Below are 12942 nucleotides of genomic sequence, written 5' to 3' on the forward strand. Positions count from 1 at the left end.
GGCATGAGCGCAGAGATGAAGGTCAGCGTCCCCGGCCTGTTCGCAGCCGCCGGGGCAGGCATTGCCTTCTCCGTCATCGACATGATCTTCAAGCTCCTGTCGGGCGACTACCCGCTTTATGAAATGGTGCTGTTCCGCTCCGTCATCGCAGTGGCGGTGATGCTCACCATCATCATGCCGCTGGAGGGCGGCTATCACCTGCTGCGCACCCATCAGCCGAAACTGCACCTGCTGCGCTGTCTGGTGGTGTTCTTTGCCAACATCTGCTTTTTCACCGGCCTCACCCTGCTGCCGCTGGCCGAGGCGGTGGCAATCGCCTTTGCCACACCCCTCATCGTCACCACCCTGTCAGCGCTGTTCCTGGGCGAACGTCCCGGCCCCTGGCGCTGGGGCGCGGTGGTGGCCGGGTTCCTCGGCGTGCTGATCATCATGCGCCCCGGCGCCGGCACGTTTCAGCCTGCCGCGATCCTGCCGCTCCTTGGCGCCTGCGGCTATGCCACATTGCATGTGCTGACCCGCCGCGCAGGCGGGACAGAGGCCGGGGCAACCCTCGCCTTTTACCCGATGCTGGGCTTTCTGGTGCTCAGCGCCCTGGCCGGGCTGATCTTTGGCGACGGGCGGTTTGCCACCGGCGACAGCCCGGCCTTCGATTTCATCCTGCGTGCTTGGATCTGGCCCGCGCCCCAGGACTGGCCCTACCTGATCGGCGTCGGCATCGCAGGCTCCGCCGGCGGCTATCTGGTCAGCCAGGCCTACCGCATGAACGAGGCCGCGCTGGCAGCCCCCTTTGAATATATCGCCATGCCGATGTCGGTCCTCTGGGGCGTGCTGATCTTCAACGAATGGCCGGACCTGCAGGTGTGGCTCGGCAGCGCCCTGATCATTGCTTCCGGCCTGGTCTCTGTCTGGCGCGAAACCCGCCGTAACCGCCCCGCCCCGCGGCCCCGCCCGCGAACAGAAGGATAACCCCCATGCCCATTGACGCCGTCGTCTTCGACATTGGCCGTGTGCTGATCGAATGGGAGCCGGACCGCCTCTACGACAGCCGCATCGGCGAACAACGCCGCCGCCAGCTGTTCGAACAGGTGCCGCTGGAGGAAATGAACCTGAACATCGACCGCGGCCACCCCTTCCGCGGCAGTGTCTATGCCCTGGCGGACCAGCACCCTGAATGGGCTGAGGAAATCCGCTGGTGGCATGATTGCTGGCTGCAGATGGTCCCGCGCGAAATCCCGCATTCCGTCCGCCTGATGCAGGCGTTGCAGGCCAAGGGCACGCCCGTTTTCGCCCTCAGCAACTTCGGCGCCGAGACGTTCGAAACCGCCTGCGCCGCCTACCCCGCCTTACGCAGCTTTGACCGCACATTTGTCTCCGCGCATCTTAAACGCATCAAGCCGGAACCGGAAATCTATGCCATTCTCGAACGTGAAACCGGGGTGGCGCCGCAACATCTGCTGTTCACCGACGACCGCCCCGAAAACATCGAAGCCGCCGGTGCGCGCGGCTGGCAGACCCATCTGTTCACCGCCCCCGCGCCTTTCGCGGAACGGCTGGTGCAGGAGGGGCTGCTGACACACCAGGAAGCCGCCTGAGACGGCCCGCAACAGGAGGACAACGCCCCCATGACCATCCCGTTCATAGGCTTTGAAGAGGGTGAGGCGCTGCTCGATTGGGTCAGCTTCACAGAGGCGCTGGCCGCCAGCCACGATCTGCCCAAGGCAGAGATCGGCGACACCTTCCTCTACCGCGGGTCCGACACGCTCCTGAGCCGCTCCGCCTGGATCGACGGCATGGGCCTGGCGGTGAAAACCGCCAATGTCTTCCCGCGCAACCCGGAGGCCTGCAAACCGATGATCAACGGCTCCGTCTGCCTCTACTCCGACGCGGACGGCACGCTTGAGGCGCTAGTCGATTTCCACCTGGTGACCAAGTGGAAAACCGCTGGCGACAGCCTGCTGGGCGCGCTGCGGCTTGCCAATCCGCAAGCGCAAGAAGTGCTGATCGTTGGCGCAGGCACCGTCGGCGCATCCCTGATCGAGGCCTTCGGCGCCGGTTTCCCGCAGGCGCAGATCCGGGTCTGGAACCGCACCGGATCCAAGGCCGAGGAGCTCTGCACCCAGTACCCCGGCACCCTGCACGCGCCGGATCTGGAACCGGCGGTGCGCACCGCCGATATCATCATCACCTGCACCATGTCCTCCAACCCGGTGATCCAGGGTGCATGGCTGCGCCCCGGCCAGCACCTCAACCTGATCGGCGCCTACCGCCCCGACATGCGCGAGGCCGACGACGAGGCCCTCAGGCGCGCGCAGATCTACAGCGACAGTTTCGATACCACCCTGGACCACATCGGCGAATTCAAGATCCCGCTCGCCGCGGGCACCATCCAGCGCAGCGATGTGCTAGCGGATTTCTACCGCCTCAGCCAATTCCCAGCCTATGACCCTGATCAGATCACCCTGTTCAAAAACGGCGGCGGCGCTCATCTCGACCTGATGACCAGCCACCACATCCTGCAGAAATGGAAGGCCCGCACATGATCTGGCTGCTGCTCCTTGCTGCCCTCGCCATCGCCCTCGCCCCCTTCCTGCGCGAGCGCCTGCGCAATGTGATGAATGCCCAGGCCCGCCGGGACGCGCCAGGAGAATTTGCGCAACTCTCCGGCGGGCTGACCCACTACCGCTGGACCGGCCCCCTGCGCGGCCCCGTGGCGGTCTGCGTGCACGGCCTCACCACGCCCTCCTTTGTCTGGACCGGCATCGCCAAGGGGCTGGGCGCCATGGGCTACCGGGTGCTGACCTACGACCTTTACGGGCGCGGCTACTCGGACCGCCCGGCAGGGGCGCAGGACCGCGCCTTCTTTCTGACCCAGCTGGAGGAGCTGCTGGCAGAGCAGGACATCGGCGAGGATTTCACGCTGATCGGCTATTCCATGGGCGGCGCCATCGCCACCGCCTTTGCCGCCGCCCAGCCCGGCCGCCTGCGCGAGCTGATCCTGCTGGCGCCGGCCGGCTTCAGCCCCAGCCCTGGACGGCTGACACAGATCATCCGCCACGTGCCGCTGATCGGCGACTGGCTGATGCACGCGATCTACCCATCCCTGCACATCCGCAGCACAGAGGCTGAACGCAGCCTGCCCTCTTCGGTCCCAGGCATCACCGGCCTGCAGCAGCAGGAACTCCGCTTTCAGGGTTTTATCCCTGCCGTGCTCGCCTCGCTGCGCGGCATTCTGAACGGGGATTTCACCGAAGACCTGCGCAGCCTGCACCAAAAAGGCGTGCCTGCGCTGGCGATCTGGGGCCAGGACGACGCGGTGATCCCGCCCACATCAGCCGGCCGCCTGACTGAGCGCGCCCGCTCCGTCCGGCAGGAGGAGATCGCAGGCGCCGGCCACGGCCTTCCCTATACCCACACGGAACAGGTTCTGGAGATTATTGCGGCAAACCACCGCCGCGGGCTGATGTGACGGCCGCGGCCGGGCGCTATCGGGCTTCATCTTTCCGAAAATACTCCGGGGGCTGCCATTGGTGCGCCATTGGTTCGGGCCCAATGGAGGCGGGCAGCGCCCCGGTTCCGCCACCCGTCAATAACGCGGCCATCTGTGTTACGCCGCCGCAGCTGCCGCCGGTCCCAGCGGCCGCTCCTTCACCGGCAAATGCACAATCGCGCTGAACGCCCCGACACCGACGCCGATCCACCAGACCAGGGTGTAGTCGCCATAGGCATCATACATCCGCCCGCCCAGCCACACGCCCAGGAAACTGCCCAGCTGGTGGCTGAAGAACACGATGCCGTAAAGCGTGCCCATGTAGCGAAGGCCGTAGATATGCGCGACCAGGCCAGAGGTCAGCGGCACCGTTGCCAGCCAAAGGGACCCCATGGCCACCGAGAAAATGATGACGCTCAGCGGCGTGATCGGGAACACGATGAAGGCTGCCGCCGCAATTGTCCGCCCGGTATAGATCGCCGCCAGCAGGTACTTCTTGGAATACCGCTTGCCCAGATAGCCCGCCAGCAGGGTACCGCCCACATTGGCCGCGCCAATAAGCGAAATCGCTGCCGCCCCCAGCGCCGAGGTGGTGGTGATGCCGATCGAATGCAGCGCGCCCCCCGGCAGGATCGGCCCACACATCTCAGTCACAAAGGCCGGGAAATGCGCGGTGACAAAGGCCAGCTGATAGCCGCAGCTGAAAAAGCCGAGGAAGATCAGCGTGTAAGACGGATCCTTGAACGCTTTCACCAGGATCGCGCCCATGCTCTCTTCCAGCTCCGCCTTGGAGGCTGCCTCCGGCGCGCGCATCAAGGGCAGCAGCGCAATCAGTGCCAGCACCACGCCGGCAAACAGCAGGAAAATCGTCTGCCAGGGCAGAAAGCCCAGCAGCCACTCCGCCGTGGGTGCGCCAAAGATCTGCCCGGCAGAGCCAGCCGCGGTGACAATCGCCAGCGACATCGAACGGTTCTCGTCCGAGCTTGCCCGCCCGACCACCGCCAGCACCACGCCGAACCCGGTGCCGGCAATGCCAAAGCCCACCAGCCATTCATAGGATTGCACCTCAAACGGCGTCGTCGACCATGCGCTCAGCACCAGACCGGCGGCATAGACGATGGCCCCCATGATGATCGCCTTACGGTCGCCGATCTTCTCGGCAATGGCGCCAAAGATCGGCTGGCCGATGCCCCAGGCCAGGTTCTGGATCGCAATCGCCAGCGAGAATTCCGACCGCAGCCAGCCGAACTCCTCGGCAATCGGGATCTGAAAGACCCCGAAGGAGGCCCGCACCGCAAAGCTCACCATGATGATGATGCAGCCGACGATCAGAACGGGGGTAAACAGCGGCGCGGAACGGTCCATGAGCTCTCTCCTGACAAGCTGCGGAACTTTCAGGGAAATCTACCGCCCGGTCAAATCAGGATTTTTGCGCGCATCATTAAGAAAATTTGATGCGAGGCACCGCGGCCGGTCCGCAAGATCCCGGGAAACCTAGGCCTGCTTCACGCGCATGGCCTCAATTCTCTGCGCCAGCTCCTCGGCTGAAACCGCCAGTTCCTCGCGGCTGATCCGCCGGGAGGCCTCAAACCCCAAGGCAGTCAGATCAGCCTGGTACCGGCGCGCCAAATAATCTGCATCAGCCTCCCCGGGCAACTCTCCAATCTGCTTTGCCTGCTCAAACGCTGCAGTCATTTCGGCAATCATCTGATCGATGTACTGCCCTGCAAGCTCCCCCAGCCTGGCATCCTGCTCGGTTGCGCCAAGAAGCGTCTTGACCAGCATGCAGCTGCTGCGCTGCGGATCATCCAGCGGCAGCCGGGCAAAGCGGCGCAGATATTCCGCCAGCCCCTGCAGCGGTGAGTCCGCCGCTTTCAACGTGGAGACAAACTCCGCGCGCTGTTTGCCAAAATACCGCTCCAGTGTCAGGCCAAACAGCGTTTCCTTGCTGTTAAAGGCTGCATAGATGCTCCCTGGCTTCATATTCAACGCTGCTTCGATGTCTTTCAACGACGTCGCGTAATACCCTTTTCGCCAGAAGAGGATCAGCGCCGCGTCCAATGCGGCATCACGGTCATATGGCTGCGCGCGTGGCATGACCCGATGAATACGCCAGATTTCCCGCTTTGTCTTGCCGCTAATGAAACCCCTGCATGTCACATTTGAGTGATAACTCAAATTCCCTTATTGAGCGATCACTCAAATTTCCCATATTGCCCGGACAAGACGCAACTTTGCCAACCACGGGATCCAAGATGACCACTTTCACAATGCACGACGAAACCACCGCCCCCGAAGCCAGCCGGAAACTTCTGGAAAACGCCAAGAAGGCCTATGGCGCCATTCCCGGCCTTTATGCCGTCATGGCCGAAGCCCCGGAACTTCTGAAATCCTACCATGCCGTGCATGCGCAATTCGTGGACTTAGGCTTCACCGCCGAGGAGCTCACCGTTGTCTGGCAGGCAATCAACGTTGAAAACGGCTGCGGCTACTGTGTGCCGGCCCACACTGCCATCGCCAAAAGCATGAAAGTCGATGATGCCATCAGCAACGCCCTGCGCGACCAGACACCGCTGCCCAACGCCCGCCTTGAGGCCCTGCGCGACTTTACCCTGACACTGGTGCGGGACCGCGGCCATGTTTCTGAACAGGACATGCAAGCCTTTCTCGCGGCCGGTTTCAGCACCCGCAACATGCTGGGAGTCATTCTGGGATATGCCCAGAAAGTGATGTCGAACTACACCAACCACCTGGCTCACACTCCGGTGGACAAGATGTTCCAGCCCTTTGAATGGCACCCCGCCCAGGCGGCCGAATAACAAGCGCAGCGGTTCCGGTTTTCTGCCAGCACCGCCAATCGCTGAAGCAATGCGAATGCAACAGGCCGGGCCATTGCTGCCCGGCCTGCCACGGCATTATTCACCGCCTTAGCTTCCCATCCCCCGCGCCCCGCGCTATCCCTTTGCCATGACCCATTTGAGCACGCTGTACCGGCAAAAGATCGACGCGGGCGAATTGAAGCCCGACCCGGCCCAGGAAGCCGTCCTTCCTCATTTCGACCGCATCGCCAAAGGCCTGATGGCGCCACCAGTGAAACGCGGCTTCTTCCGCAAGGCGGAGTATGAACAGGTGCAGGGGCTTTACCTCTGGGGCGGGGTCGGACGCGGCAAGTCGATGCTGATGGACCTGTTTGTCGACAGCCTCGGCGATATCCCCTCGCGACGGGTGCATTTCCACGCCTTCATGCAGGAAATCCACACCAGGATGCACCAGGCCCGCCAGGACGGTGTCGAGGACGCGCTGGCCCCGGCGGCCGCCGAAGTGGCTGAGTCCGTGCGGCTTCTGGCCTTTGACGAGATGCAGATCACCGACATCACCGATGCGATGATCGTCGGACGTTTGTTCGAGGCGCTGTTTGCCGCCGGTGTCACCGTAATCACCACTTCCAACCGGGTGCCGGACGATCTGTACAAAAACGGCCTCAACCGCCAGCTGTTCCTGCCCTTCATCGGTCTGATCAAGGAGCATATGGCGGTGCATGAAATGGTCAGCGCCACCGACTACCGGCAGGACCGGCTGACCGGCGCACAGGTCTATTTCACCCCGGTGGACGGCGAGGCCCGGGCGCAGATCCGCGCGATCTGGCAGGATCTGTCGGGCGGCGGCGCCGCGCAGCCTCTGACGCTGGAGGTGAAGGGCCGCGAGGTCACCCTGCCTGCCTTCCGCAACGGCGTGGCGCGCGCCACCTTCTATGACCTGTGCGGCAAGATGCTGGGACCGGGCGACTACCTCGCCATCGCCGCTGAGGTGAAAGTGCTGGTGCTCGAAGACATCCCGCGCCTTTCCCGCAACAACTTCAACGAGGCCAAGCGGTTTGTCACCCTGATAGACGCTTTGTACGAGGCCAGGGTCCGGCTGATCTGCTCCGCCGCGGCGCAGCCCGAAATGCTGTATGTGGAGGGCGAGGGCACGTTTGAGTTTGAACGCACTGCCTCCCGCCTGCGCGAGATGCAGGACAAGGACTGGGGCAGCGACACCCCATGATCGTCCGCGATACGCCCCGGCGGCGGGAGATCTTCCTGATCCTGAACGGATCGGTGGTGCCGCGCATCCTGCCCAATATCATCGGCGCCGCGCTCTGGGCGCTTCTGGTGCTGGTACTGGACCGCTATGTTCTTGCAATGCCGCAGATTTCCATTGCCGCGATGGGGGTCTTCGGCCTGTCGCTGTCGCTGTTCCTCAGCTTCCGCAATAACGCCGCCTATGACCGCTGGTGGGAGGCGCGGCGGATCTGGGGACGCATGGTCTCGGATGTGCGCAGCCTGGCGCAGGAACTCAGGATCTTCGCGGGCAAAGGCCCCGACGAGGACTTCATCCTGACCCGCATCCTCGCCTTCCACCACCTGCACCGCGCCCAGCTGCGCGGCGACGAGGTGCGGGAGACGGTGGAGCATTGGGTCGGCCCGGAGGCGGCAGAGCAGCTGATGCAGGACCCCAACGGCCCCAACGCCGCTCTGCGGGACATCGCTACCCGCCTGCGCGAGATGGCGGAGGACGGCCGCATTGACGGTTTCGGCCAGCGCGCCCTGGCCGAACGGCTCGCCGCCTTCCCCGCCGCCCAGGCCGGGAACGAGCGGCTGCTGACCACGCCCTTGCCCTTCGTTTATTCGCTGCTGGTCTGGCGCACCACCTATCTCTACTGCCTGCTGCTGCCCTTTGCCCTCCTGGACAGCGCCGGCTGGTTCGAACCGCTGGTGGCGGCGGTGGTGGCCTATGTGTTCTTCGGCCTGGCTGAGGTCACGCATGAGCTGGAGCACCCGTTCCGCAAGCAGGCCAATTCAGTGCCGCTCAGCGCCATGTGCCGGGTGATGGAAATCTCGGTCTGTAATGCCTTGGGGCGCGAGGTGCCGCCCAAGCTGGAACCCGTGGACTACGTTCTGGACTAGAGGCTGAACGGGTCAGGGGGCGCTGCCCCCTCGGCCCTTGGCCTCACCCCCGGGATATTTCCTGCCAGAAGAACAGGGGAGGCGCCGCGTCAGAGGCGCCGGGCTGGGCGGGATGAGATCGCCAGATCGAAGCCGGGCGGGAGCGCCTCCCCCGCAACGGGTGCAAGTCTCAGCCGTTTTCGCGCAGGATATGGCCCGCCAGATAGAGCGAGCCGCAGATCAGCACCCGCGCCTGCGGGTCCTTGGCAATGATTGCCTGCAGCGCCGCCAGGGTGCTCTCCGCCGTGCCAGCTGCGATGCCCACCGATTTGGCTGCGGCCTCGGTTTCCTCGGCGCTCAGCGTGTTGATCTCATCCGGAATTGATATGGCAGTCAGGCTCGCCGCCTGCGGCGCCAAGGGTGCCATGTATCCGCTCACGTCCTTGGTGTTCAGCATACCGCAAATCAGATGGGTGGGGCGCTCGGGCAGTTTTGCCAGCACGTCGGCCAGCGCGATGCCCGCCGCGGCGTTGTGGCCGCCGTCCAGCCACAGCTCTGCCTGCGGCGCGGCCTCGATCAGCGGGCCGGTCTTCAGCTTCTGCATCCGCGCGGGCCATTCGGCGTTTGCCATCGCCGCCTCGCAGGCCGCCTCATCGGCACCCAGATGGCGCAGCGCCGCCAGCGCCGCACCGGCGTTCTGGATCTGATGCGCGCCCAGCAATGCGGGCAGCGGCAGGTCCAGCAAGCCGTTCTCGTCCTGGAACACCAGCCGGCCGCGTTCTTCCCAAACATGCCAGTGCTGGCCATAGGCAATCAGCGGCGCGCCAAGGCGGGCGGCGGTGGCCTCGATCACTTCCATCGCCTCGTCAGGCTGCGGGCCAACCACAACCGGCACGCCGCGTTTGATGATGCCCGCCTTCTCGCCTGCGATCTTGGACAGCGTGTTGCCCAGGAACTGCTCATGGTCGATCGAAATAGGGGTGATCACCGACACCTCGGGCGTGATCACGTTGGTCGCGTCAAGCCGCCCGCCCAGGCCGACCTCCAGCAGGGTGTAATCCGCAGGCGTGCGCGAAAACGCCAAGAGGCCGGCGACCGTGGTGATCTCGAAATAGGTGATGTTCTCACCGCCGTTCTTGGCATAGCACTCGTCCAGAACCTCTGTCAGATGCGGCTCCGAGATCAGCTCCCCTGCCAGCCGGATACGCTCATGAAACCGCGCCAGATGCGGCGAGGTATAGGCGTGCACGCTTTTGCCCATGCCCTCCAGCCCTGCGCGGATCATTGCCTGGGTTGAGCCCTTGCCATTGGTACCTGCCAGATGGATCACCGGCGGCAGCTTGTCCTGCGGATTGTCCAGGGCCGCCAGCAGCCGCCAGACCCGGTCCAGGGTCAGGTCGATGATCTTGGGGTGCAGCGCCATCATGCGGGCGAGGATCGCGTCGGAGGTTTGGGTCATCAGCCTGGGTCCTGTCAGGTCAGAGTGTCTTAGGTGGCAAAGAACAGCGCCCGCCCTGGGAGGGACGGGCGCTGACCGGCCTTCTCGGCCAGGCGTATCTATCTAAACCGGATTACTCGGCAGCTTCTTCGCTGACTGCGCCATCCGCCGGCGCGTTTGCGGCTTTGGCGGCCGCTTCCTCTTCCGGTGCGGGCAAATCGCCCGTCACCTGCGGCGGCAGCCCCATCAGCATCCGGATGATGGTGATCAGCTCTTGGCGCATCTCGGTACGCGGGGTCACCCGGTCCAGCATGCCATGATCCAGCAGGTACTCGGCGCGCTGAAAGCCCTCCGGCAGCTTCTCGCGAATGGTCTGTTCAATCACCCGCGGCCCGGCAAAGCAGATCAGCGCGTTGGGTTCAGCGATATGCACATCGCCCAGCATCGCGTAGGAGGCCGTCACCCCGCCGGTGGTCGGATGGGTCAGCACCACGATATAGGGCAGGCCTGCCTCTTTCAGCATCTCCACCGCAACGGTGGTGCGCGGCATTTGCATCAGCGACAGGATGCCTTCCTGCATCCGGGCGCCGCCGGCGGCCGAGAACAGGACCAGCGGGCGGCCCAGCTTCACCGCTTCCTCCGCCGCGGCGATGATGGCATTGCCCACATACATGCCCATGGAGCCGCCCATATAGGAGAAGTCCTGCGCGGCAGCGATGATCGGCGTGCGGCCGATTTCGCCCGCGGCCACCAGCATCGCGTCTTTCTCGCCGGTCTTCTTCTGCGCGGCCTTCACCCGGTCGGGGTATTTCTTCTGATCCTTGAACTTCAAAGGATCGGCCAGCGGCTCCGGCACTGCGACCTCAGTAAAGACACCGCCGTCAAACATCGCGGTAAAGCGGTCGCGCGGGGTGATATGCATGTGATGGCCGCAGCTGGTGCAGACGTTCTGATTGTCGCTCAGCTCGCGGTGAAACAGCATGGTGCCGCATTCATCGCATTTCTGCCAAAGGTTCTCGGGCACTTCGCGGCGCGAAAAGATCGAGTTGATCTTGGGCCGGACGTAGTTGGTGATCCAGTTCATAGTGCTTGCCTCTCCGGGGGCGCGGTTTGCCCCCCAGATAAGACGCATTTGCCGCAATTGCAATCAGCGGCGTATGGCAAGCCGCGCCGCCAGCCAGCTGACACCCATCAGCGCAAAGTCGACCGCCATCCAGGGGCGCAGGGCCTGAACATCCGCCATATCAAAGGGAATCAGAAAGAGCGCCAGCCCGTTCAGGCTGGTGGGCGAGGCAAACAGCAAGAGCGCGGTGACGTTGTTGAAGAAATGCACTGCCATGGCCGGCCCGAAGTGCCAGGCCCGCGCCGTCAGATCTGCCATCAGCAGGCCGAACAGCCCGGCCCAGGCGGCAATCAGCAGCGCGTTCTGCCCGGCTTCGGCCGGCAGGTAGTGGCCCAGCGCAAACAGCGCCGAGGGCACCAGCAGCCAGACCGCGGGATGGCGGAACCGCGCCGCCAGCGCCTGCTGGATATAGCCGCGGAACAGGATCTCCTCCGATCCGGTCTGCACCAGCACCGCGGCAATGCCCAGCGGCAGGATCCCCAGCCAGGTCCAGAACGGCAGGTTCGGGGTCATCGGCGGCCCCATGCTGTAGGGCGGCAGCAGCAGAATCAGCAGGGTCAGCCCCATCAGGTACAGGCTGACGCGCGCAAACTGCCAGGCCAGCGGCTTCAGATGCCCGGTCACGGTGGCAAAGCCGCGCTGGTGGAACAGCCGCGCCGCCATCGCCACTCCCAGCGACAGAAAGCCGAAACTGCCCAAGAGCAGCAGCATTGCGCCCGGGTTGCTGCCATCGGCCAGCCCCTGCAGCCAGGCGCCGGGAAACAGCCCCGCCGCAGCCGCCTGCAGCGCCGCCGTCATCGCAAGGCTGACCGAGGCCACCAGCAAAAGCCCCAGCAGCAGCCGCCACAAAGCGGGCTGTGCGCGGGCAAACCGCACCAGCGCCTCATGCGCCCTGTAGCTGTGCCTGTGCTGCATTTGTCCTCCTGACCGGGCCGCGGCGGATGCGCCACGTTATGCATTGCTGCAACGCCATGGCAACCCAGGCCCCTTCCTCCCCGCTTCACACTTGCCGCAACGCTGCCCCTGGCGGTATGGATCTGGTAAAAAACAACACCGGCAGGGACGGCAGTGAGCAGATCAAGCAACGGAAAACCTTTGCCTTTTCCATCAGGCGGCAAAAAGACGCCCAGACGGCGCGCCGCGCTGGCGGCAGCCGCCCTGGCCGCCGTCGCCCTGGCAGGATGCAGCCCGGCCCCCGGCGGCCTGTCCTTTGCTGCCCGCAGCACCAGCCCGGCACCGCGCCTCAGCGGCCAGGTGATGTCCTTTGCTGGCGGCGATGTGCTGCTGGCCGCGCCGGAAACCTATTGCTTCGACCGCCGCAGCAGCACCTCTGACAGCGCGGGCGGCTTTGCCCTGATCGCCTCCTGCAAGCGGATGGACCGCAGCGGCTGGCTGGGCGCGCGCAATGCTGCCGTTATCACCGCCTCCATCGGCCCGGCGAAACAGAACGCCGCCGCCCCCCAGACCGCCGATATTGCCGCCATGTTCCCCGCCGCCAAGCTGCTGGAAACCCGCGAAGACCAGCTGCTGCCGCTGGTCCGGCTGGAGCTTCCCGGCGCCGTTGCCGAAGGCGCCAGCCCGGTCCATTGGCGCGGCGCCTTTGTGCTGGACCGCCATCTGATCGCCCTGGCGCTTTACGCACCGGAAAACAGCCGCGCGCTTGGCAGCCACGGCGCGGCCCTCCTGAACGAGGCCACGCACCGCACGCTGGAGGCCTCCACCCTGCCGGATCTGGAACAGGCAGGCGCGCTCCTGCCCAAGGGGCCGAAACACTCTCTGCGGCCGCTGCCCCGGCCGGTTTCCGCCGCCGCCGCGCCGCAAGACCCGGCGCCGCAGCCCGCACCCCGCAAAAAACGCGGGCTTGGCCAGCGGATTGCCGGTTTATTTCAATAGCCGCCAGCGGTTACACTGGCACCGGCGCCCGCTGCCAAAGGCGGGGCGCAGCATGCAACTGGGCACAACAGGCAAG

13 protein-coding genes are annotated in these 12942 nt (G+C 64.8%); 8 read left to right on the forward strand and 5 right to left on the reverse strand.

All coding sequences use genetic code 11. The features are described 5' to 3' along the window. Positions 1 to 3 precede the first annotated feature (3 nt). Genes ACXAEK_RS02745 through ACXAEK_RS02760 form a run of 4 tightly spaced genes read left to right on the forward strand, consistent with a single transcriptional unit; the run spans position 4 to position 3466 of the window. On the forward strand, positions 4 to 966 hold the full coding sequence (locus ACXAEK_RS02745) for a DMT family transporter (RefSeq protein WP_475039777.1): 963 nt from the start codon (positions 4 to 6) through the stop codon (positions 964 to 966). A gap of 5 nt (positions 967 to 971) precedes the next feature. Further along, positions 972 to 1592, forward strand: a complete 621-nt coding sequence (locus ACXAEK_RS02750) for an HAD family hydrolase (protein WP_475039779.1) — start codon at positions 972 to 974, stop codon at positions 1590 to 1592. A gap of 30 nt (positions 1593 to 1622) precedes the next feature. Then, the gene (locus ACXAEK_RS02755) at positions 1623 to 2540 is read left to right on the forward strand and encodes an ornithine cyclodeaminase family protein (RefSeq protein ID WP_475039781.1); all 918 of its coding nucleotides are present in this window, start codon (positions 1623 to 1625) and stop codon (positions 2538 to 2540) included. Further along, positions 2537 to 3466, forward strand: coding sequence for an alpha/beta fold hydrolase (locus ACXAEK_RS02760; protein ID WP_475039782.1), 930 nt, complete (start codon positions 2537 to 2539; stop codon positions 3464 to 3466). Before ACXAEK_RS02755 ends, ACXAEK_RS02760 begins: the two co-directional genes overlap by 4 nt. A gap of 138 nt (positions 3467 to 3604) precedes the next feature. Here ACXAEK_RS02760 and ACXAEK_RS02765 read toward each other — a convergent pair whose 3' ends face one another. Both ACXAEK_RS02765 and ACXAEK_RS02770 read right to left on the reverse strand, forming a co-directional pair. Continuing rightward, entirely contained in the window at positions 3605 to 4852 is a 1248-nt protein-coding gene (locus ACXAEK_RS02765; RefSeq protein WP_475039784.1) for an MFS transporter, read from the reverse strand. Positions 4853 to 4981: 129 nt separating this feature from the next. Beyond that, positions 4982 to 5584 (reverse strand): TetR/AcrR family transcriptional regulator, encoded by a 603-nt coding sequence (locus ACXAEK_RS02770; RefSeq protein WP_475039786.1) that lies wholly within the window; start codon positions 5582 to 5584, stop codon positions 4982 to 4984. Between the two features lie 158 nt (positions 5585 to 5742). Here ACXAEK_RS02770 and ACXAEK_RS02775 point away from each other — a divergent pair, with 158 nt between their 5' ends. The 3 genes from ACXAEK_RS02775 (at position 5743) to ACXAEK_RS02785 (ending at position 8433) form a co-directional block, all read left to right on the forward strand. Further along, positions 5743 to 6306, forward strand: coding sequence for a carboxymuconolactone decarboxylase family protein (locus tag ACXAEK_RS02775; RefSeq protein WP_475039788.1), 564 nt, complete (start codon positions 5743 to 5745; stop codon positions 6304 to 6306). Positions 6307 to 6454: 148 nt separating this feature from the next. After that, entirely contained in the window at positions 6455 to 7531 is a 1077-nt protein-coding gene (zapE, locus tag ACXAEK_RS02780) for a cell division protein ZapE (RefSeq protein ID WP_475039790.1), read from the forward strand. Next, the gene (locus ACXAEK_RS02785) at positions 7528 to 8433 is read left to right on the forward strand and encodes a bestrophin family protein (RefSeq protein WP_475039791.1); all 906 of its coding nucleotides are present in this window, start codon (positions 7528 to 7530) and stop codon (positions 8431 to 8433) included. The genes zapE and ACXAEK_RS02785 overlap by 4 nt, the downstream gene beginning before the upstream one ends. Positions 8434 to 8602: 169 nt before the next feature. On the opposite strand, the gene ACXAEK_RS02790 is transcribed toward ACXAEK_RS02785, so the two are convergent. The 3 genes from ACXAEK_RS02790 to ACXAEK_RS02800 all read right to left on the reverse strand — a co-directional run bounded on the left by ACXAEK_RS02790 (position 8603) and on the right by ACXAEK_RS02800 (position 11888). Beyond that, entirely contained in the window at positions 8603 to 9871 is a 1269-nt protein-coding gene (locus ACXAEK_RS02790) for a bifunctional folylpolyglutamate synthase/dihydrofolate synthase (RefSeq protein WP_475039792.1), read from the reverse strand. A 112-nt stretch (positions 9872 to 9983) separates the two neighbouring features. After that, positions 9984 to 10934 carry an acetyl-CoA carboxylase, carboxyltransferase subunit beta gene (gene accD, locus ACXAEK_RS02795; RefSeq protein ID WP_475039794.1) on the reverse strand — a complete coding sequence of 317 codons (951 nt, stop codon included), beginning with the start codon at positions 10932 to 10934 and terminating at the stop codon, positions 9984 to 9986. A gap of 63 nt (positions 10935 to 10997) precedes the next feature. After that, positions 10998 to 11888 (reverse strand): lysostaphin resistance A-like protein, encoded by an 891-nt coding sequence (locus tag ACXAEK_RS02800; RefSeq protein WP_475039796.1) that lies wholly within the window; start codon positions 11886 to 11888, stop codon positions 10998 to 11000. 180 nt (positions 11889 to 12068) lie between these two features. On the opposite strand from ACXAEK_RS02800, the gene ACXAEK_RS02805 reads away from it, so the two are divergent. Continuing rightward, positions 12069 to 12866, forward strand: coding sequence for a hypothetical protein (locus ACXAEK_RS02805; RefSeq protein ID WP_475039798.1), 798 nt, complete (start codon positions 12069 to 12071; stop codon positions 12864 to 12866). Positions 12867 to 12942 lie beyond the last annotated feature (76 nt).

Source organism: Leisingera sp. ABM4_101, assembly GCF_056158725.1.

Coding starts and splice junctions, on each gene's coding strand:
- ACXAEK_RS02745 (WP_475039777.1), top strand. CDS start 4: ATGAGCGCAGAGATGAAGGTCAGCGTCCCCGGCCTGTTCGCAGCCGCC.
- ACXAEK_RS02750 (WP_475039779.1), top strand. CDS start 972: ATGCCCATTGACGCCGTCGTCTTCGACATTGGCCGTGTGCTGATCGAA.
- ACXAEK_RS02755 (WP_475039781.1), top strand. CDS start 1,623: ATGACCATCCCGTTCATAGGCTTTGAAGAGGGTGAGGCGCTGCTCGAT.
- ACXAEK_RS02760 (WP_475039782.1), top strand. CDS start 2,537: ATGATCTGGCTGCTGCTCCTTGCTGCCCTCGCCATCGCCCTCGCCCCC.
- ACXAEK_RS02765 (WP_475039784.1), bottom strand. CDS start 4,852: ATGGACCGTTCCGCGCCGCTGTTTACCCCCGTTCTGATCGTCGGCTGC.
- ACXAEK_RS02770 (WP_475039786.1), bottom strand. CDS start 5,584: ATGCCACGCGCGCAGCCATATGACCGTGATGCCGCATTGGACGCGGCG.
- ACXAEK_RS02775 (WP_475039788.1), top strand. CDS start 5,743: ATGACCACTTTCACAATGCACGACGAAACCACCGCCCCCGAAGCCAGC.
- zapE (WP_475039790.1), top strand. CDS start 6,455: ATGACCCATTTGAGCACGCTGTACCGGCAAAAGATCGACGCGGGCGAA.
- ACXAEK_RS02785 (WP_475039791.1), top strand. CDS start 7,528: ATGATCGTCCGCGATACGCCCCGGCGGCGGGAGATCTTCCTGATCCTG.
- ACXAEK_RS02790 (WP_475039792.1), bottom strand. CDS start 9,871: ATGACCCAAACCTCCGACGCGATCCTCGCCCGCATGATGGCGCTGCAC.
- accD (WP_475039794.1), bottom strand. CDS start 10,934: ATGAACTGGATCACCAACTACGTCCGGCCCAAGATCAACTCGATCTTT.
- ACXAEK_RS02800 (WP_475039796.1), bottom strand. CDS start 11,888: ATGCAGCACAGGCACAGCTACAGGGCGCATGAGGCGCTGGTGCGGTTT.